Raw genomic sequence first — 20,055 nt, forward strand, 5'->3', positions numbered from 1 at the left:
CCTTCGCAATTGCGCTGCGATTCCAACGAACCGCAGAACAACACGATTATTTTTTGTTGCGACGACGACGAACGATATATTTATCAGTGTCTTTGTTTTTCTTGCGTGTTTTGTAACCAAGTGCCGGTGTACCCCATGGAGATACTGGTGCAACACGTCCGATTGGAGCGCGGCCTTCACCACCACCGTGTGGGTGATCACTTGGGTTCATTGCGGAACCACGTACAGTTGGACGTCTGTTCAACCAACGGGAGCGTCCGGCTTTACCAATGCTGATAAGCTCGTGCTCAACGTTTCCTACTTGTCCTATCGTTGCACGGCAGGTAGCAAGGATAAGGCGTGTTTCGCCTGATCTAAGACGAACAAGAACGTACTTGCCTTCTTTACCAAGAATCTGTGCTTCTGCTCCAGCAGAACGGACAAGCTGTCCTCCGCGTCCTGGCTTCAGCTCAATGTTGTGAATGATTGTACCAACTGGAATGTTTACCAATGGAAGTGCGTTCCCAACTTTGATATCAGCTTCAGAACCAGATTCGATCATCTGTCCTACTTTGATTCCTTTAGGTGCAAGGATATAACGCTTTTCTCCATCTACGTAATGGATGAGGGCGATGTTTGCGGAACGGTTTGGATCGTACTCTACAGTAGCGACTTTACCTGGAACTCCGTCCTTTTCACGCTTGAAATCAATAATGCGGTATTGGCGCTTGTGTCCGCCACCCTGGTGACGCATAGTAATGCGGCCGTGGTTGTTTCTACCAGCTTTCTTATAAAGTGGTGCAGTCAAAGATTTTTCCGGCTTGTCTGTTGTTATTTCACCGAAATCACTTACAGTCATGTGACGAATACCGTTAGTAATCGGCTTAAACTTTTTAATAGGCATGCTTATTTCCCTCCTTTACTTAGCAATTATGCTCCTTCGAAAAACTCAATTTCCTGGCTGTCTTCAGTTAACGTGATTATCGCCTTTTTACGGTTAGGCTTAAATCCTGTATAACGGCCAAAACGACGGAATTTTCCTTTATAGTTCATTGTATTAACTCTAGATACTTTTACTCCAAAAATTTCTTCGATAGCTTTTTTGATCTGTATCTTGTTAGCTTTTACATTCACTTCAAAAGTATACTGTCTTAATTCCATTAATTCAGCAGTACGTTCAGTGATTACGGGGTTTTTAATAATGTCGCGTGCTTCCATTATGCGAGCACCTCCTCTACCTTTTCTACCGCTTCTTTCGTGATTACGAGCTTGTCGTGCTTAAGCACTTCAAGTACGTTCACGTCTTTAACAGTTGCAAAGGTGATTCCAGGAATGTTTCCAATGGATAATGCTACTTGCTCATTATAATCAGCTGTTACTACTAACGCTTTCCGATCAACAGAAAGGCTTGATAGTACAGTCATCATTTCTTTTGTCTTTGGTGCTTCTAAAGAAAGGTTATCAAGAACAACGATGTCCCCGTCCTTTGCTCTAGTGGAAAGAGCAGATTTAATAGCAAGTCTGCGTACTTTCTTTGGAAGCTTATAAGCATAACTTCTAGGTGTTGGTCCAAAAACGACACCGCCGCCTACCCATTGTGGTGCACGGATAGTACCTTGACGCGCGCGTCCTGTTCCTTTTTGACGCCACGGCTTACGACCGCCGCCTCGTCTGTCAGAGCGGTTCTTTACAGCATGTGTTCCCTGACGCATAGATGCTTGCTGCATCACGACTGCTTCATGAAGAACATGCTGGTTTGGTTCAATGCCGAAAATCCCTTCGGCTAGTTCTACATCTCCGACTTTCGATCCGGATTGATTCAATACGTCTACTTTAGGCATAGTAGGGCCTCCTTCCTTGGTGACTTTTATTTCGCTGCTTTAACAGCAGATTTGATGGTAACAAGATTTTTATTTGGTCCAGGCACATTGCCCTTCACGAGGATTAAGTTGCGTTCTGCATCCACTTTTACGATTTCAAGGTTTTGAACTGTTACTTTTTTGCCACCCATACGTCCTGGAAGCTTTTTACCCTTCAATACGTGGTTCGGGTCAGTTGGACCCATTGAACCTGGACGACGGTGATAACGAGAACCGTGGGACATAGGTCCGCGGGATTGGTTATGGCGCTTGATAGCACCCTGGAATCCTTTACCTTTTGAAGTTCCTGTCACGTCTACGATATCTCCGTCAGCGAACGAGTCAACTTTGACTTCCTGACCAACAGTGTAATCCTCTAATGTAACATCAAGGATCTCTTTAACGTAGCGCTTGGGCTTTGTATCAGCTTTAGCGGCATTCCCTTTTTCCGGTTTGTTAGAGCGTGATTCTTTTTTGTCAAAAAAGCCCAGCTGAACTGCTTCATAACCATCCGATTCAGATGTTTTTGTTTGAAGCACTACGTTCGGCGCTGCTTCGATAACTGTGACCGGTACAAGTTCTCCATTTTCACTGAACAATTGAGTCATTCCTACTTTTCTTCCCAAGATTCCTTTGGCCATCAGTCACACCTCCTATATTAGTTTATATTTTTATTTTTGATTATAATTTGATTTCAATGTCGACACCGGATGGTAAATCAAGACGCATAAGCGCATCTACCGTCTGTGGTGTTGGACTTACAATATCAATTAAACGCTTATGTGTGCGCATTTCAAACTGCTCACGTGCATCCTTATACTTGTGCGTTGCACGAAGTACTGTGTAGATAGATTTTTCAGTAGGAAGCGGGATAGGTCCGGAAATTCCTGCACCTGATCTTTTCGCTGTATCAACGATCTTTTCTGCTGATTGATCTAAAACACGGTGGTCATAAGCCTTTAAACGAATACGAATCTTTTCTTTTGCCATGCTGAGCCCTCCTTTTCGCCCGAATTTGTACAGACATACTCCATGAAAATTTTCCAACACCCAGCCATGGCAAAGGGGCCTGGCGTGTCGGTAACCTTTCACATCATCGCCTTAACCGCCGCATAAGAATACTTATCGTACTCTCTACAGGCCGCGGTCACACTTTATCTATTATAAGGACTTGTTCTACTTATTGCAAGGGTTTTTTGATAAAAAATTATTTGCTGTACTGCAGCTATACAATAGAAGAAACAAGAAAACCGGCGAATCAAAAAAACAGCAGAAAGCTTACGCCTTCTGCTGTTGCTCTATTATTCAGCTCGTCTTTTTATACACAGAAGCATACTGACAGGCAGCTTTCATCGCCCCCACTGCTTGAGAAGGCTTGAGTGAAGCCGGGAACGGGCTAAAACGAAATCAGGCCGCCATTCTAGTATAGTAGTTCCATCATGAACAGCACAGGTTAAAGGCCAGGCTGCCGGACAGCGATTTTGCTATATACTTTAATTTTTCTTTATCTCCCCTTCTTTTTCGCCTTCTCCAAAAATATGCTGAGAGATGAAAAACAAAAAACTCCCCAGCTGAGACAGCCGGGGAGTTCATAAGTTATTACTTCTGGATAGTTGCTACAACACCGGCACCAACAGTACGTCCACCCTCGCGGATAGAGAACTTTGTACCTTCTTCGATAGCGATAGGAGAAATAAGCTCTACAGTCATTTCAACGTTATCGCCAGGCATAACCATTTCTACGCCTTCTGGAAGATGGCAGATACCAGTAACGTCCGTAGTACGGAAATAGAACTGTGGACGATAGTTAGTGAAGAATGGAGTGTGACGTCCACCCTCCTCTTTTGATAGAACATAAACTTCAGCTTTGAAGTTTGTGTGTGGAGTAATTGTACCGGGCTTAGCAAGTACTTGTCCACGCTTGATGTCGTCGCGGCTTACACCACGAAGAAGTGCGCCAATGTTGTCGCCTGCTTCTGCATAGTCAAGAAGCTTACGGAACATTTCAACACCAGTTACAGTTGTTTTTCTAGCTGTCTCATCGATACCGATGATTTCAACTTCATCCCCTACGTTAAGAACTCCACGCTCAACACGGCCAGTTGCTACTGTTCCGCGTCCAGTGATAGAGAATACATCCTCAACAGGCATCATGAATGGCTTGTCTTTGTCGCGCTCTGGAGTTGGGATATAATCATCTACAGCTTGCATAAGCTCGATGATTTTCTCTTCGTACTCTTCTACTCCTTCAAGTGCTTTAAGAGCAGAACCGCTGATGATAGGAATATCATCACCTGGGAAGTCATACTCTGTAAGAAGGTCGCGGACTTCCATCTCTACAAGCTCAAGAAGCTCCTCGTCGTCTACCATATCTACTTTGTTTAAGAAAACAACCATAGTTGGTACACCTACTTGACGGGAAAGAAGGATGTGCTCACGAGTCTGTGGCATTGGGCCATCAGCTGCGGATACAACCAGGATAGCTCCATCCATCTGTGCAGCACCTGTGATCATGTTTTTAACATAGTCGGCGTGTCCTGGGCAATCCACGTGTGCGTAGTGACGAGTTTCAGTTTCGTACTCTACGTGTGCCGTGGAAATTGTGATACCGCGCTCGCGCTCTTCAGGAGCACCATCGATAGCATCATAAGCCATGGCTGTACCTTTACCGGATTTCTTGTGAAGAACTGTTGTGATTGCTGCAGTTAATGTTGTTTTACCGTGGTCGACATGCCCGATAGTTCCGATATTGGCATGCGCTTTTGAACGGTCGAATTTTTCTTTTCCCATTATGAAATTCCTCCTTAAATCAGGTCATTTAATTTATTATAAAAGGCAATGTGCATCGTGCTGTCATCACCTTTTAGCTTACAGTAAAATATTCTACCAAACAATCATCAGAAAAGCATTTTAGCCAACGTTTTTCTTGATGATTTCTTCGGAAACACTCTTAGGAACTTCTTCGTAATGATCGAAGAACATGCTGTAGTTTCCACGTCCCTGAGTGTTTGAACGAAGGTTTGTGGCATAGCCGAACATCTCAGCAAGCGGTACATAAGCTCTAATAGCTTGTGTATTAGCGCGTGCTTCCATGCCGTCTACACGTCCACGGCGGGAAGTGATGTCACCCATTACGTCGCCCATATACTCTTCTGGAACAACGACTTCAACCTTCATTAGAGGCTCAAGCAGTACTGGTGAACATTTTTCCTTTGCTTTCTTAAATGCCATAGATGCAGCTACCTTAAATGCCATCTCGTTAGAGTCAACATCGTGGTAAGAACCATCATACAGCTTTGCTTTTACATCAATAACAGGATAACCTGCTACAAGTCCGTTTTGAAGAGATTCTTTGATCCCCTGCTCAACGGAAGCGATGTATTCGCGGGGAACAGATCCACCAACGACAGCATTTGTAAATTCAAATCCGGCACCTTCTTCGTTTGGACCAAACTCGACCCATACGTGGCCGTACTGACCGCGTCCACCGGACTGACGTACGAATTTACCTTCACATTTAGCATCGGTACGGATTGTTTCACGATAAGATACCTGCGGCGCACCAACAGTGGCCTCTACCTTAAATTCGCGCTTCATCCGGTCCACGATGATATCAAGGTGAAGTTCACCCATACCTTTGATAATTGTCTGTCCCGTTTCTTCGTCTGTTTCTGTCTGGAATGTTGGATCTTCTTCAGCAAGCTTGGCAAGAGCAATACCCATTTTATCATGGTCTGCTTTTGACTTAGGCTCTACAGAAAGAGAGATAACCGGCTCAGGGAAGTCCATGGATTCAAGAATAACGCGACTCTTGTCATCACAAAGCGTATCCCCTGTTGAAGTATCTTTTAAACCAACACCCGCAGCAATGTCTCCTGCATATACGGTTGCAATCTCTTCTCTGGAGTTAGCGTGCATTTGAAGGATACGTCCAACGCGCTCACGCTTTTCTTTCGTTGTGTTACGAACATAAGAACCAGAATCAAGTGTACCGGAATATACGCGGAAGAAAGTAAGCTTACCAACATAAGGGTCTGTTGCTACTTTAAATGCAAGTGCAGCAAACGGGCCATTATCGTCAGCTGGACGTTCTACTTCTTCTTCAGTATCCGGAAGGATACCTTTGATAGCAGGCACGTCAAGCGGGGACGGAAGGTAGTCTATGACTGAATCAATCATAAGCTGTACACCTTTGTTTTTAAAAGCAGATCCGCAAAGAACCGGATAGAATTCAACGTTAAGCGTACCCTTACGGATACCCTCTTTTAGTTCAGCTGGAGTTAATGCTTCCCCTTCAAGGTACTTCATTGTTAGGTCTTCATCAAGCTCTGATACAGCTTCAACTAATTTTTCGTGGTATTCTTCAGCCTGTGCTTTGTACTCTTCAGGAATTTCTCTTGCTTCTGTACGAGTACCAAGGTCATCTAGATAAAAGAAAGCTTCCATATTGATTAGATCAATAATGCCTTCAAAATCATCTTCTGCACCAATTGGAAGTTGAACAGCATGGGCGTTAGCACCAAGGCGATCTTTCAACGTTCCCAAGGAGTAAATAAAGTCAGCACCGATTTTATCCATTTTGTTAATGAAAACGATACGCGGTACATGATAAGTTGTAGCCTGGCGCCAAACAGTTTCTGTCTGCGGCTCCACACCTGACTGTGCGTCAAGTACAGCTACTGCTCCATCAAGTACACGAAGGGACCGTTCCACTTCCACGGTAAAATCCACGTGACCTGGTGTATCAATAATATTAATTCTATGGTCTTTCCACTGGGCAGTTGTTGCAGCAGAGGTGATTGTAATTCCACGCTCCTGCTCTTGTGCCATCCAGTCCATTTGCGATGCACCTTCGTGCGTTTCGCCAATTTTATGAATACGTCCGGTATAGTAAAGAATACGTTCTGTTGCCGTAGTCTTACCAGCGTCAATGTGAGCCATGATACCGATATTACGAGTTTTATCTAAGGAGAACTCTCTTGGCATGGACTCTCTTTCTCCTTTCTTCTTTCCTTATTTATAAAAGGGTTTGTCATTCTATGGTAATCCATAACTGCCTGTTTTCACAGGCAGGGATAACCATTCTACCAGCGATAGTGAGCGAAAGCTTTGTTCGCTTCAGCCATGCGGTGTACATCTTCACGCTTCTTCACTGCTGATCCAGTGTTGTTTGAAGCATCAAGAATTTCATTAGCAAGGCGCTCTTCCATTGTCTTTTCTCCGCGGAGTCTAGCGTAGCTTACGACCCAACGTAGAGCAAGAGTAGTACGGCGCTCAGGCTTTACTTCGATCGGCACCTGATAGTTTGCTCCCCCAACGCGGCGGGCTTTAACTTCCAATACCGGCATAACGTTTTTCATTGCTTGATCAAATACTTCCATTGGATCCTGTCCAGAACGCTCACGGATAAGGTCAAAAGCATTATACAAAATGTTTTGAGCTTTTCCTTTTTTACCTTCAAGCATAATGCGGTTTATAAGACGCGTGATTAGCTTGGATTTGTAAATTGGGTCTGGCAGTACATCCCTGCGTGGGACTGGTCCTTTACGAGGCATGTGAATTCCTCCTTTCAAAAAGAAATCATATTTTTGTTTGTATTACTTCGAACGCTTCGTACCGTATTTAGAACGGCTTTGCTTTCTGTTTTGAACTCCTGCTGTATCAAGCGCTCCACGAACAATGTGATAACGCACACCCGGAAGGTCTTTTACACGGCCTCCGCGAATAAGAACCACACTGTGCTCCTGCAGGTTGTGCCCGATACCAGGAATGTAGGCTGTTACCTCAATCTGGTTGGTCAAGCGCACACGAGCATATTTACGAAGTGCTGAGTTCGGCTTCTTTGGTGTCATTGTTCCTACACGAGTACAAACTCCACGTTTCTGGGGAGAAGACTGGTCTGTCTGGAACTTTTTATAGCTGTTAAAGCCTTTGTTCAATGCAGGAGAGTCAGACTTTCTTCCTTTAACTTGACGTCCTTTACGTACTAATTGATTAATAGTAGGCAATGTTTTTCCTCCTTTCCATAGCTTTTTTAAGACCACCGTTCCAGGTGGTTCATTTTAAAGCAAAAGGAAAGTTTTTGCCGGAAGACCAAGCCTTCCAGCAAAAACCCTATTACTTTTTTAATGTTACTACGGCTGCTCCGACATCAATGCCGCAGGCTTTTCCAAGCTGCTTCATTGATTCTACTGTTTGAACCGATACCTCTTTGCTTTCAGCATGCTGCAAAATTCGGCTTTTGATCACCGGATCAGCATCTTCTGCTAAAACAATTTCCAAAGCAATGTTCGATTCAAGAGCTTTAAGCGTCTGTTTTGTTCCTATAAGAACATCTTCCGCCTGCTTTACTTTTTCATAAGACATTTTATCCTCCAAAGCACAGGTTGCCAAGCACACTTTGATAGCATATCACCGCTAAAATGAGATGTCAACACCTATTATTCTTTAGTTAAAACCTGTTCTTTCGGTGTTTCAGCGGGTGCTGAAGCACCGGGATAGACACTCTTTAAATTACGGTAACGATGCATTCCTGTACCTGCCGGAACAAGTTTACCTATAATAACATTTTCCTTCAGGCCGAGCAGTTCATCTCTTTTTCCTTTAATCGCTGCATCAGTCAGGACTCTTGTTGTTTCCTGGAACGAAGCTGCAGAAAGGAAAGATTCTGTTTCGAGAGATGCTTTAGTAATACCGAGAATAACCGGATTACCAACTGCAGGCATTTTGTTGTCTTCAAGCACCTGTTCATTTGCATGATCAAATGCGTGAATTTCTACAAGGCTTCCTGGAAGAACAGTTGTGTCACCGGAATCAACAACACGCACTTTACGAAGCATTTGGCGGACCATTACCTCTACGTGCTTGTCTCCAATTTCTACACCCTGCATACGGTATACTTTCTGTACTTCTTTTAGAAGGTATTCCTGTACTTCCTGCAGGCCTGTTACTTTTAGAAGTTCTTTAGGGTCAATAGAACCTTCAGTCAGCGGGAAGCCGGCTATTACTTTATCTCCCAGTCCCACTTTCAAACGGGCACCGTAAGCTGTTGTATAGGTTCTTGTTTCTTTTTCGCCTTTAATCGTAACTTCTTTTTTGTCCTGAAGGTCTTTAATGTCAACTACTTCTCCAATAAGTTCAGAGATAAGAGCCTGACCTTTAGGGTTTCTTGCTTCAAATAGTTCCTGGATACGCGGAAGACCCTGCGTGATATCGTCTCCGGCTACACCACCTGTGTGGAACGTACGCATTGTAAGCTGTGTACCCGGCTCACCGATGGATTGGGCAGCAATGATTCCTACTGCTTCTCCCACTTCTACGTCTGCACCAGTAGCAAGGTTTTTACCGTAGCACTTCTTACATACCCCGTGTCTAGTATCACACGTAAAGGCAGAGCGGATCGTTACTATTTCCACACCGGATTCATCGATTGCTTTAGTAAGCTCTTCATTAATCTGCTCACCTTTTTTCACAATAACATCCTGTGTTTCCGGATGACGGACTGTTTTAAAGGCTACACGTCCAAGTACTCTATCATGAAGGTTTTCAATCAATTCATTTCCTTCGCGAAGGGCAAATACTTCAAGACCTTTATCTGTGCCGCAGTCGTCCTCACGTACGATAACATCCTGAGCCACATCCACCAGACGGCGTGTAAGGTAACCAGAGTCGGCTGTTTTAAGAGCCGTATCGGCCAGACCTTTACGGGCACCGTGTGTGGAAATAAAGTACTCAAGCACTGTCAGGCCTTCACGGAAACTGGACTTGATTGGAAGTTCAATGATACGGCCGGACGGGTTAGCCATCAAGCCACGCATACCAGCAAGCTGCGTAAAGTTTGAGGCGTTACCACGGGCACCAGAGTCACTCATCATAAAGATAGGGTTGGAGCGGTCCAATGTACCCATAAGCTTATTCTGGATAATATCTTTTGCTTCACTCCATATAGCAATAACTTTTGCATAACGCTCTTCTTCGGTAATCAAACCACGGCGGAACTGCTGCATCACACGGTCCACTTTGCTGTCCGCTTCGTCCAGAATAACCTGCTTTTCCGGAAGAACAACGATATCAGAGATACCAACAGTGATACCTGCTTTTGTAGAATAAGCAAAACCGAGGTCTTTCATACGGTCGAGCATTTTGGATGTTTCAATAATCTGGAATCTCTTAAATACTTCTGCAATGATATCTCCAAGGAATCCTTTTTTAAATGGAAGAACTAAGTCGCGCTCTTCAAAGGCCTTTTTGATATCTGTTGTTTTTGAAACAATATATTTGTTCGGCGTAGCTACTTCAAGGTTAGAAGCAGTCGGCTCATTAATATACGGGAATGACAGAGGAAGAATTTCGTTAAAAATCAGCTTACCTACTGTCGTAAGAAGAAGCTTGCTTCTCTGTTCTTCAGCAAAATTGGTTTTTGTTAATGAAGAAACAGGAAGTGCCACTCTTGTATGAAGATGGACATATCCATTCTGATACGCGGTAATAGCTTCATCGGTATCGTTGAAAATCGTGCCCTCTCCAATAGCCCCTTTTCTTTCCAGCGTAAGGTAATAGTTACCTAATACCATATCCTGGGAAGGAGTAACAACGGGCTTTCCGTCTTTTGGATTCAGAATGTTCTGGGCGGCAAGCATAAGAATTCTTGCTTCTGCCTGCGCTTCTGCTGATAAAGGTACGTGTACAGCCATCTGGTCCCCGTCAAAGTCGGCATTATATGCTGTACATACAAGCGGGTGCAGTTTGATAGCGCGTCCTTCTACAAGGATCGGTTCAAAAGCCTGAATACCAAGACGGTGAAGCGTTGGAGCACGGTTTAACAATACAGGGTGCTCGCGGATTACTTCTTCAAGAACGTCCCATACTTCAGGATGCACTCTTTCCACTTTGCGCTTGGCACTCTTAATGTTGTGAGCAAGGCCGCGGCCTACTAGCTCTTTCATAACAAATGGCTTGAAAAGCTCCAATGCCATTTCTTTAGGAAGTCCGCACTGATACATCTTCAATGCAGGCCCTACCACAATAACAGAACGTCCGGAATAGTCGACACGCTTACCAAGAAGGTTCTGACGGAAGCGTCCCTGCTTTCCTTTCAGCATGTGGGAAAGGGACTTTAATGGACGGTTACCAGGACCGGTAACCGGACGTCCACGGCGCCCGTTATCGATAAGAGCATCTACTGCTTCCTGCAGCATTCTCTTTTCGTTTTGAACGATGATGTTTGGAGCTCCTAAATCAAGCAGGCGCTTCAAACGGTTATTTCTGTTGATAACCCGGCGGTACAAGTCATTTAAATCAGATGTTGCAAAACGTCCGCCGTCTAATTGAACCATTGGACGAAGTTCTGGAGGGATAACCGGAAGTACATCCAGGATCATCCAGAACGGATCGTTTCCGGAATGACGGAATGCTTCAAGCACTTCCAGGCGCTTGATTGCACGAGTACGACGCTGGCCCTGAGCTGTTTCCAGCTCTTCTTTCAGAAGCTTTACTTCTTTATCCATATCGATATCCATCAATAGTTTGCGGATCGCTTCTGCGCCCATTTGTGCAGAGAAGCCGCGGCCGTACTTATCGTAGTAGGCACGGTATTCTTTTTCAGAGAGAAGCTGCTTGTATTCAAGCGATGTTTCTCCAGGTTCTGTCACAATATAGGAAGCAAAATAAATGACTTCTTCAAGTGAACGCGGAGACATATCAAGCACAAGGCCCATACGGCTCGGAATACCTTTGAAGTACCAGATATGTGAAACAGGCGCTGCTAGTTCAATGTGGCCCATACGCTCGCGGCGAACTTTTGAACGTGTTACTTCCACTCCACAGCGATCACAGACAACACCTTTATAACGGACACGCTTATATTTTCCACAGTGGCATTCCCAGTCTTTTTGAGGACCAAAAATACGCTCACAGAATAAGCCGTCTTTTTCTGGTTTTAACGTTCTATAGTTAATTGTTTCCGGCTTTTTTACTTCGCCGCGGGACCAGGAGCGGATCTTATTCGGTGAGGCAAGACCAATTTTCATGTACTCGAAATTATTCACATCTATCAAGAGGTAGACCTCCCTTTCGAACTATGGGATGGCGGTGCAGGCAAAAAGGCAGGAAAAAGAGCCGGGACAGACCCTTGCTCTTTTCCGTTCTCTTGACTAAAACCGTCTTTAAGCATTTTCACTGGATTCCATTTTCAAGTTCAGCTTATCTCCAGATTGTTCATCTTCATCGTCAAGATCTCTCAATTCGATCTCTTCTTCATTGCTGGAAAGCATTTTGACATCCATTCCCAGACTTTGAAGTTCTTTTATTAATACTTTAAAGGACTCAGGTACGCCCGGTTCCGGTACGTTTTCCCCTTTAACGATAGCTTCATACGTTTTTACACGTCCCACTACGTCATCTGATTTAACAGTCAGAATCTCCTGAAGCGTGTAAGCTGCACCATATGCTTCAAGTGCCCATACTTCCATCTCACCAAAACGCTGGCCGCCGAACTGCGCTTTACCGCCCAGTGGCTGCTGCGTTACAAGTGAATACGGCCCTGTAGAACGAGCGTGAAGTTTGTCATCTACCATGTGGGCAAGCTTGATCATATAGCTGACACCAACGGAGACACGATTATCAAATGGTTCACCTGTTCTGCCGTCATAGAGAACTGTTTTTCCGTCTCTTGCCATACCGGCTTCTTCAATTGTTTCCCATACGTCATCCTCGTTGGCACCATCAAATACCGGTGTTGCCACGTGCATGTTTAAAGCACGGGCCGCCATTCCCAAGTGAAGTTCAAGTACCTGTCCAATGTTCATACGGGAAGGTACACCAAGCGGGTTAAGCATAATATCTATAGGCGTTCCATCTGGAAGATACGGCATATCTTCTTCTGGAAGTATACGGGAAATAACACCTTTATTTCCGTGACGCCCGGCCATTTTATCCCCTTCGTGAATTTTCCGCTTTTGTACAATATAAGCACGTACAAGCTGATTCACACCAGGTGGCAATTCGTCTCCGTCTTCACGGTTAAATATTTTTACATCCAGCACGATACCGTCTGCACCGTGTGGCACTCGAAGGGAAGTATCTCTCACTTCACGGGCTTTTTCCCCGAAGATAGCATGAAGAAGTCTTTCTTCTGCCGTAAGTTCTGTTACACCTTTAGGTGTTACCTTACCTACAAGAATATCTCCATCTTTCACTTCTGCACCAACACGGATAATACCGCGGTCATCAAGATTTTTAAGAGCATCTTCACTTACGTTAGGAATATCTCTGGTGATTTCTTCAGGTCCAAGCTTCGTATCCCGCGCTTCTGATTCGTACTCCTCGATGTGGACAGAAGTATAGACGTCATCTTTTACAAGGCGCTCACTCAAAATGATCGCATCCTCATAGTTGTAGCCGTCCCACGTCATAAATCCTACAAGTACGTTACGGCCAAGGGCCATTTCGCCTTTATCCATCGATGGGCCGTCAGCAAGCACTTCGCCTTTTTCAATCTCGTCGCCTTCGCTTACGATTGGGCGCTGGTTATAGCTTGTTCCCTGGTTGGAACGAATATATTTTGATAATTTATAGCGGTCAACGTCTGTTTTTACTTCTTTTCCATCTACCGTCTCTACTCTGCGCAGCTGTACTTCACGGGCAGTTACTCTTTCAACTACACCATTGGTACGGGCTACGATTGCAGCTCCGGAGTCACGGGCCGAAACATATTCCATGCCTGTTCCGACAATAGGGGCTTCCGGCTCAAGAAGCGGCACTGCCTGCCTCTGCATGTTTGCTCCCATAAGAGCACGGTTGGAGTCATCGTTTTCCAAGAAAGGAATACACGCGGTCGCAGCAGATACTACCTGCTTTGGTGAAACGTCCATGTAATCAATTTTGGCTTTAGGCACGATGGTGTTCTCTCCACGGAAGCGGGCAATAATATTATCATCAGCAAATTGTCCATCGTCGGCAAGCTTTGCATTTGCCTGTGCTACAACGTAGTTGTCTTCTTCATCCGCTGTCAGGTAATCACACTGTTCTGTCACAATGCCCGTCTCCGGATCTACGCGGCGGTAGGCCGTTTCAATAAATCCAAATTCGTTTACCCGGGCATAGCTGGATAAAGAGTTGATCAAGCCGATGTTTGGACCTTCCGGCGTTTCAATCGGACACATTCTTCCATAGTGAGAGTAATGTACGTCACGAACTTCAAAGCCGGCACGTTCCCTTGTCAGGCCGCCGGGTCCTAAGGCAGAGAGACGACGCTTATGCGTCAGTTCTGCAAGAGGGTTGGTCTGATCCATAAACTGGGAAAGCTGAGAACTTCCGAAGAACTCTTTAATGGATGCAATAACAGGACGAATGTTAATAAGGGCCTGCGGCGTAATCGCACTTGGGTCCTGAATAGACATACGTTCCCGTACTACTCTTTCCATACGGGATAAACCAATTCTGAATTGGTTTTGAAGAAGCTCCCCTACAGAACGCAGACGTCTGTTGCCTAAGTGGTCAATGTCATCTGTTCTTCCTACTCTGTGAAGCAGGTTAAAGAAGTGATTAATAGAAGCAACGATATCTTCAGGTGTAATATTTTTAATGCTTGTATCAATATTACCGTTGCTGATCACGTTAATTACCTGTTCCTGCTCCTGGTCGGTTGGAGAGTAAATTTTAATGGACTGCACATCCAGCTCTGAGTCCTCGATTACACCGCCGGCAACAGAAAATTTCTTGAAGCCGAGGCCATTATCAAGGTAAGGAAGAATGCGGTCAAGCGTACGACGATCAAGCAGAACACCTTCTTCGGCAATAATTTCGCCAGTTTCCGGATCTGCCAGCGTTTCCGCCAGGCGCTGGTTAAATAATCTATTTTGAATGTGAAGCTTTTTATTCATTTTATAACGGCCTACATTGGCGAGGTCATAACGCTTCGGATCGAAGAAACGAGTGTTAAGCAGGCTTTTTGCACTATCAACAGTAGGCGGCTCACCAGGACGAAGACGCTCGTAAATTTCCAAAAGCGCCTTATCAATGCCATCTGTGTTGTCTTTTTCAAGCGTGTTGCGCAGGTATTCGTCTTCTCCCAGAAGATCTATAATCTCCTGATCGGAGCCAAAACCAATCGCACGAAGAAGAACCGTGACTGGGATCTTTCTTGTACGGTCAATACGGACGTAGACAATATCTTTAGCGTCTGTTTCCAGTTCAAGCCATGCTCCGCGGTTAGGAATAACCGTTGCCGTATAGCCACGCTTTCCGTTTTTGTCTACTTTTTCGTTATAATATACGCTTGGGGAACGAACGAGCTGAGATACAATAACACGCTCTGCCCCGTTTATAATAAACGTACCAGTATCTGTCATGAGTGGGAAATCACCCATAAATACTTCTTGTTCTTTTACTTCGCCTGTTTCTTTATTCATTAAGCGAACCTTTACACGAAGCGGCGCGTTGTAAGTTACATCGCGTTCTTTCGACTCGTCTATTGAATATTTAGGTTCTCCTAAGCTGTAATCGATGAATTCTAGAATCAGATTTCCAGTGAAATCCTCAATTGGAGAGATATCCTGAAACATCTCTCTGATTCCTACATCAAGGAACCACTGATAGGAAGAAGTTTGAATCTCGATAAGGTTTGGAAGCTCCAGTACCTCATTGATTCTTGCATAGCTTCTTCTCTGGCGGTGACGTCCAAATTGAATTAATTGACCTGCCAACTGCTTCACCCCTCAAATCTCACATAATGTTCATCTGGTTGTCCAGATGATGGACCCATGTCGGTTAGCGATAAATATTATAGAAACATAGAAGACCCGTTCCCTATTCCAAGGCAAGAGGTCTTATATGGTATCACTCGTTTAAGTAATATTTGGTAGTGCACTGATGGATGGAAAGCGCCCGTGTCTATTTCCACGCATCAAAAAATAATGGTTTCTTTTGGAAAACCACTATATTAACTGGGAAACGAAGAATGCTTAACGTTTTTATTCTTTTAGGGCTCGTGTGGAAGTAAATTGAAGTTGATCTACGTTAGATCATTGTAGCATAGTATATAGATGTACGCATTAAATGATAATATCACAAATAGCAAGAGAGGTCAATATTTTTTTCCTTTGAGAACGTAATAGCCTTTAGTTTTTTTTATTAATTCTACTTCATCGTACACAGCTTCCATTTTTTCTTTTGCCGAAGGCGCCCCTTGCTTCTTTTGGATAACGACCCACATTTCACCGCCGGCCTTTAGGCGGCTGTAGCCCCCTTCGATAATCGCATGCACGATTTTCTTCCCGGCACGGATGGGAGGGTTACTTAAAATCGCAGCAAAAGTCTGAGTCTCCAGCTCTTGATACAAATCACTCTGCAGGACCTGCACATTATTTACTCTGTACTTATCCGCATTTTTGCGGGCAAGCTCCAGCGCACGCTCATTTACATCAGTCAGGTACACGTTTTGATCTGTTTCCCCGGCAAGCGTTATACCAACTACGCCGTAGCCGCATCCGATATCAAGCAGATTGCCTTCTGCTTCCGGCCATACAAAAGCATCAAGCATGGTTTTTGTGCCGAAGTCCACTTCTTTTCGGGAAAATACCCCTCGGTCGCTGATCCACTTTTTCTCTTCTCCCCGAAGGTAACTCGTAATAGTGATTTCTTCACTTTTTACCTGCGGCCGATCTTTAAAGTATTGATCACTCACTGCTGCACCCCATTTTTATCGTTTATTCTGGTTTATGACATAGCGTATAGTTTATCATAATCAATTACATGAATTTGGGCAACTAATTACCTGTTTCAGCAGAAAGTTAAAAAAGGAGCCTCCTCTGCGCTAAGCAGAGAAAACTCCTTTTATCTTTGTCTCTGGGTATTACTTAACTTCTACAGCTGCGCCAGCTTCTTCAAGCTGAGCTTTAACTGCTTCAGCGTCTTCTTTGCTTACGCCTTCTTTGATTGTTTCTGGAGCACCATCAACTAGTGCTTTAGCTTCTTTCAAGCCAAGACCAGTAAGTCCGCGGACTACTTTGATTACGTTGATTTTAGAAGCGCCTGGAGATTCAAGGATTACGTCGAATTCAGTCTGCTCTTCTTCAACTTCAGCTGCTCCGCCACCTGCTGCTACCGGTGCTGCTGCTGTTACACCAAACTCTTCTTCGATTGCTTTTACAAGGTCGTTTAGTTCTAGAACGGACATTCCTTTTACTTCTTCAATGATTGTTTCTTTACTCATTGTTAATCCTCCTTCAATATAATTTGTATTTTTGTTACGACACCTTTCGGTGATTACGATGCATTTTCTTCCTTTTGCTCTGCCACTGCTTTTGTTGCAAGAGCAAGGTTGCGGATTGGAGCCTGAAGTACGCTAAGAAGCATAGATACCATTCCATCGTAGGAAGGAAGAGAAGCCAATTGCGTAATTTCTTCAAGAGAAACAACACGGCCTTCGATAATTCCCGTTTTGATTTCCAGGGCATTATGATCTTTAGCGAAGTTGCTCAACACTTTAGCCGGTGCAATAACATCTTCTTTGCTTGTGGCAATGGCTGTAGGGCCAAGTAAATGCTCATCAAGGTCAGTAAGGTTTGTTTTTTCAGTCGCACGGCGCGTCATCGTGTTTTTGTAGACTTTGAAATCTACTCCAGCCTCACGAAGCTTTTGGCGAAGTTCAGTAACCTCCGTAACGTTTAACCCACGGTAATCGACAACGATAGTTGAAACACTGCTTTCAAGCTTTTCAGCGATTTCATTAACGACCGTTTCTTTCTTTTCAATCATTTTACTCATCTGCTACACCTCCTGCTTTTTCATCTTCGTACATGTATGACAGCCAGACTTCCTATGGAAATACCATAAGAAAAAGCCCCTTCGTCATAACACAGACTGGAGGGCTTTGTTCTCTATAATTCAATTTCGAATGAAATTGAAGAAAACACCTCGGCAGGATATTTTAAGCGAATGAATCGCTCCTGCTGTCTGCGGCATATACAGTTATATTTATAACGCTACTTAGCATAGCGGCAATAACGACGAATGTCAATCATTATCTGATGTTTTTCAATGTGCTCCTGCTGATTTTCACACCAGGTCCCATTGTAGAAGCAACAGCTACGTTCTTTACGTACGTGCCTTTAGATGCTGCCGGCTTTGCTTTGATCAACGTGTCAATAATCGTAGTCAGGTTCTCGACCAACTGCTCTGTACCAAATGATACTTTGCCGATTGGTGCGTGAATGTTACCGGATTTATCAACGCGATACTCCACTTTACCAGCTTTAATTTCTTCAATAGCTTTTGTTACGTCCATTGTTACAGTACCAGTTTTAGGGTTTGGCATAAGACCTTTTGGTCCAAGCGTACGTCCTAATTTACCAACCTGTGCCATCATGTCCGGAGTAGCAACAACTACGTCAAAATCAAACCATCCCTGCTGGATCTTAGTAACAAGATCATCTTCTCCAACGAAATCTGCTCCTGCTGCTTCAGCTTCCTGAGCTTTTTCGCCTTTTGCAAAAACAAGCACGCGCTGCGTCTTGCCCGTTCCGTGTGGAAGGACTACTGCTCCGCGGATCTGCTGATCGTTTTTACGAGGGTCTACACCAAGACGAGTAGCTAGTTCTACTGTCTCATCGAATTTTGCAATGGACGTCTTTTTCACAAGCTCGATTGCTTCCTCCGCGCTGTACTGCTGATCGCGGTCAACGAGCTTGATGGCGTCTTGATACTTTTTACCTTTTTTAGCCAATTTATTTTTCCTCCTCGATTGTGGTTTTAGCGGTTATACCTCCCACTATGAAAGGTTGCAACATTATCCGTCCCATACCGGCAACAGTGTCGCAACCTTCGCAAGGCCTATCGTCAGTTCTTAGTCTTCTACAGTAATACCCATGCTGCGAGCTGTACCCTCAATCATGAGCATCGCTGAATCTACGTCAGAAGCATTAAGATCGGGCATTTTCGTTTCTGCGATTTCACGTACTTGATCACGCTTAACCGTTGCTACTTTATTGCGATTCGGTTCACCAGAACCACTTTCGATTCCTGCTGCTTTTTTAAGCAAAATAGCAGCCGGCGGCGTTTTCGTAATAAATGTAAAGGAACGATCCTCATATACAGTGATTTCTACCGGAATAATCATTCCAGCTTCGTCCTGAGTACGAGCATTGAACTCTTTACAGAATCCCATAATATTCACACCTGCTTGACCCAATGCTGGACCTACCGGCGGAGCTGGATTTGCTTTACCAGCTGGAATTTGCAATTTAACTACTCTGTCGACTCTTTTAGCCACGCGACACACCTCCTTAGTCCGTGATGTGGTTCATCGGACATTTAAGTCCTCCCACTCATTTAAAAAACAGCTGTTTTACAGCCGATTTTAATTTAAATACTTACCAAACATTAAAATCTTACCACCTGTAGTCAATAACTGCAAGGGATGATTTTAAATCTTTTCCACTTGGTTAAACTCAAGCTCTACAGGAGTCTCTCTTCCAAACATGTTTACAAAGACTTTCACTTTGCGTTTCTCCATGTTAATGTCTTCGATGCTTCCTGTAAAGTCTGCAAACGGACCTTCTTTTACTTTTACCGTTTCTTTAAGCACAAGGTCGATTTCCGACTTCGGCTCAGCCACACCCATTTGTTTGAGAATGCGGTCTACTTCATCCGGTAAAAGCGGAGTTGGTTTTGAGCCCGCTCCGGAAGATCCGACAAATCCGGTAACGCCAGGCGTGTTTCGTACAACATACCAGGAATCGTCGGTCATAATCATCTCTACGATAACATAGCCGGGGAACACTTTTCTTGTGACAGACTTACTTTTTCCGTCTTTTATTTCTGTTTCTTCTTCAACTGGAACGAGCACTCTGAAGATTTTGTCTGTCATCTCCATTGATTCTACACGCTTTTCCAAATTGGTTTTTACTTTATTCTCGTATCCGGAATAAGTATGAACAACAAACCAGCTTTTTTCCATGTGGTCGCGGACGACCTCCTTTTCTAACAATTCATTTCACTCTTTGTAACAGGTGATTATAGGAAAATACGCACCAATTCAGACAGCCCAAGATCTATGATTGCAAAGAAGATAACAAAGAAAATAATAGTAATAATTACGACAATAGTGTACTTTGTCAGCTCTTTGCGGGTCGGCCATGTTACACGCTTCATCTCGCTGCCGACTTCTTTTAGAAATCTCACTGGGTTTTTCGTACTTTCTGCCATAGTGGCACCTCCC

At 44.2% G+C, this 20,055-nt stretch carries 19 protein-coding genes and 1 other annotated feature; all 19 genes read right to left on the minus strand.

Annotated features, from left to right (window positions below; all coding sequences use genetic code 11):
• Nucleotides 1-46 precede the first annotated feature (46 nt).
• On the minus strand, nt 47-883 hold the full coding sequence (gene rplB, locus AC5W14_RS16215; RefSeq protein WP_496060599.1) for a 50S ribosomal protein L2: 837 nt from the start codon (nt 881-883) through the stop codon (nt 47-49).
• A 26-nt stretch (nt 884-909) separates the two neighbouring features.
• Nucleotides 910-1,200, minus strand: coding sequence for a 50S ribosomal protein L23 (gene rplW, locus AC5W14_RS16220; RefSeq protein ID WP_496060632.1), 291 nt, complete (start codon nt 1,198-1,200; stop codon nt 910-912).
• On the minus strand, nt 1,197-1,820 hold the full coding sequence (gene rplD / locus AC5W14_RS16225; protein ID WP_496060600.1) for a 50S ribosomal protein L4: 624 nt from the start codon (nt 1,818-1,820) through the stop codon (nt 1,197-1,199). The genes rplW and rplD overlap by 4 nt, the downstream gene beginning before the upstream one ends.
• A gap of 26 nt (nt 1,821-1,846) precedes the next feature.
• Entirely contained in the window at nt 1,847-2,479 is a 633-nt protein-coding gene (gene rplC / locus AC5W14_RS16230) for a 50S ribosomal protein L3 (RefSeq protein WP_496060601.1), read from the minus strand.
• 40 nt (nt 2,480-2,519) lie between these two features.
• Nucleotides 2,520-2,828 carry a 30S ribosomal protein S10 gene (gene rpsJ / locus AC5W14_RS16235; RefSeq protein WP_120194585.1) on the minus strand — a complete coding sequence of 103 codons (309 nt, stop codon included), beginning with the start codon at nt 2,826-2,828 and terminating at the stop codon, nt 2,520-2,522.
• Between the two features lie 609 nt (nt 2,829-3,437).
• On the minus strand, nt 3,438-4,628 hold the full coding sequence (gene tuf / locus AC5W14_RS16240) for an elongation factor Tu (RefSeq protein WP_496060602.1): 1,191 nt from the start codon (nt 4,626-4,628) through the stop codon (nt 3,438-3,440).
• A 120-nt stretch (nt 4,629-4,748) separates the two neighbouring features.
• Nucleotides 4,749-6,824: an elongation factor G gene (gene fusA / locus AC5W14_RS16245; protein ID WP_496060603.1), complete on the minus strand. Its 2,076-nt coding sequence runs from the start codon at nt 6,822-6,824 to the stop codon at nt 4,749-4,751.
• Between the two features lie 98 nt (nt 6,825-6,922).
• The gene (gene rpsG, locus AC5W14_RS16250) at nt 6,923-7,393 is read right to left on the minus strand and encodes a 30S ribosomal protein S7 (RefSeq protein WP_120194581.1); all 471 of its coding nucleotides are present in this window, start codon (nt 7,391-7,393) and stop codon (nt 6,923-6,925) included.
• A gap of 42 nt (nt 7,394-7,435) precedes the next feature.
• Nucleotides 7,436-7,846, minus strand: a complete 411-nt coding sequence (rpsL, locus tag AC5W14_RS16255; RefSeq protein WP_120194580.1) for a 30S ribosomal protein S12 — start codon at nt 7,844-7,846, stop codon at nt 7,436-7,438.
• A 109-nt stretch (nt 7,847-7,955) separates the two neighbouring features.
• Nucleotides 7,956-8,204, minus strand: coding sequence for a 50S ribosomal protein L7ae-like protein (locus AC5W14_RS16260; protein ID WP_496060604.1), 249 nt, complete (start codon nt 8,202-8,204; stop codon nt 7,956-7,958).
• A gap of 74 nt (nt 8,205-8,278) precedes the next feature.
• Nucleotides 8,279-11,893, minus strand: coding sequence for a DNA-directed RNA polymerase subunit beta' (gene rpoC, locus AC5W14_RS16265; RefSeq protein WP_496060605.1), 3,615 nt, complete (start codon nt 11,891-11,893; stop codon nt 8,279-8,281).
• 108 nt (nt 11,894-12,001) lie between these two features.
• Nucleotides 12,002-15,541 carry a DNA-directed RNA polymerase subunit beta gene (gene rpoB, locus AC5W14_RS16270; protein ID WP_496060606.1) on the minus strand — a complete coding sequence of 1,180 codons (3,540 nt, stop codon included), beginning with the start codon at nt 15,539-15,541 and terminating at the stop codon, nt 12,002-12,004.
• A 380-nt stretch (nt 15,542-15,921) separates the two neighbouring features.
• Complete coding sequence (locus AC5W14_RS16275; RefSeq protein WP_496060607.1) at nt 15,922-16,521, minus strand: class I SAM-dependent methyltransferase; 600 nt, start codon at nt 16,519-16,521, stop codon at nt 15,922-15,924.
• 168 nt (nt 16,522-16,689) lie between these two features.
• The gene (gene rplL / locus AC5W14_RS16280; protein ID WP_496060608.1) at nt 16,690-17,049 is read right to left on the minus strand and encodes a 50S ribosomal protein L7/L12; all 360 of its coding nucleotides are present in this window, start codon (nt 17,047-17,049) and stop codon (nt 16,690-16,692) included.
• Between the two features lie 53 nt (nt 17,050-17,102).
• Nucleotides 17,103-17,603, minus strand: coding sequence for a 50S ribosomal protein L10 (rplJ, locus tag AC5W14_RS16285; protein WP_496060609.1), 501 nt, complete (start codon nt 17,601-17,603; stop codon nt 17,103-17,105).
• Between the two features lie 60 nt (nt 17,604-17,663).
• Nucleotides 17,664-17,816, minus strand: a sequence feature (ribosomal protein L10 leader region).
• Nucleotides 17,817-17,859: 43 nt separating this feature from the next.
• Nucleotides 17,860-18,561, minus strand: a complete 702-nt coding sequence (gene rplA / locus AC5W14_RS16290) for a 50S ribosomal protein L1 (RefSeq protein ID WP_496060610.1) — start codon at nt 18,559-18,561, stop codon at nt 17,860-17,862.
• 120 nt (nt 18,562-18,681) lie between these two features.
• On the minus strand, nt 18,682-19,107 hold the full coding sequence (rplK, locus tag AC5W14_RS16295; RefSeq protein WP_147419369.1) for a 50S ribosomal protein L11: 426 nt from the start codon (nt 19,105-19,107) through the stop codon (nt 18,682-18,684).
• Nucleotides 19,108-19,260: 153 nt separating this feature from the next.
• On the minus strand, nt 19,261-19,794 hold the full coding sequence (gene nusG / locus AC5W14_RS16300) for a transcription termination/antitermination protein NusG (protein ID WP_120194571.1): 534 nt from the start codon (nt 19,792-19,794) through the stop codon (nt 19,261-19,263).
• 56 nt (nt 19,795-19,850) lie between these two features.
• Entirely contained in the window at nt 19,851-20,042 is a 192-nt protein-coding gene (secE, locus tag AC5W14_RS16305) for a preprotein translocase subunit SecE (RefSeq protein WP_496194998.1), read from the minus strand.
• Nucleotides 20,043-20,055: the final 13 nt, after the last annotated feature.

The organism is Sinobaca sp. TMA16-18 (assembly GCF_059510535.1).

Bases quoted from the DNA above. Each gene is read 5' to 3' on its own strand.
- rpsG (WP_120194581.1), bottom strand. From the start codon at position 7,393: ATGCCTCGTAAAGGACCAGTCCCACGCAGGGATGTACTGCCAGACCCA.
- AC5W14_RS16260 (WP_496060604.1), bottom strand. From the start codon at position 8,204: ATGTCTTATGAAAAAGTAAAGCAGGCGGAAGATGTTCTTATAGGAACA.
- rplJ (WP_496060609.1), bottom strand. From the start codon at position 17,603: ATGAGTAAAATGATTGAAAAGAAAGAAACGGTCGTTAATGAAATCGCT.
- rplD (WP_496060600.1), bottom strand. From the start codon at position 1,820: ATGCCTAAAGTAGACGTATTGAATCAATCCGGATCGAAAGTCGGAGAT.
- rplB (WP_496060599.1), bottom strand. From the start codon at position 883: ATGCCTATTAAAAAGTTTAAGCCGATTACTAACGGTATTCGTCACATG.
- fusA (WP_496060603.1), bottom strand. From the start codon at position 6,824: ATGCCAAGAGAGTTCTCCTTAGATAAAACTCGTAATATCGGTATCATG.
- rpsJ (WP_120194585.1), bottom strand. From the start codon at position 2,828: ATGGCAAAAGAAAAGATTCGTATTCGTTTAAAGGCTTATGACCACCGT.
- nusG (WP_120194571.1), bottom strand. From the start codon at position 19,794: ATGGAAAAAAGCTGGTTTGTTGTTCATACTTATTCCGGATACGAGAAT.
- secE (WP_496194998.1), bottom strand. From the start codon at position 20,042: ATGGCAGAAAGTACGAAAAACCCAGTGAGATTTCTAAAAGAAGTCGGC.
- rplL (WP_496060608.1), bottom strand. From the start codon at position 17,049: ATGAGTAAAGAAACAATCATTGAAGAAGTAAAAGGAATGTCCGTTCTA.
- tuf (WP_496060602.1), bottom strand. From the start codon at position 4,628: ATGGGAAAAGAAAAATTCGACCGTTCAAAAGCGCATGCCAATATCGGA.
- rplC (WP_496060601.1), bottom strand. From the start codon at position 2,479: ATGGCCAAAGGAATCTTGGGAAGAAAAGTAGGAATGACTCAATTGTTC.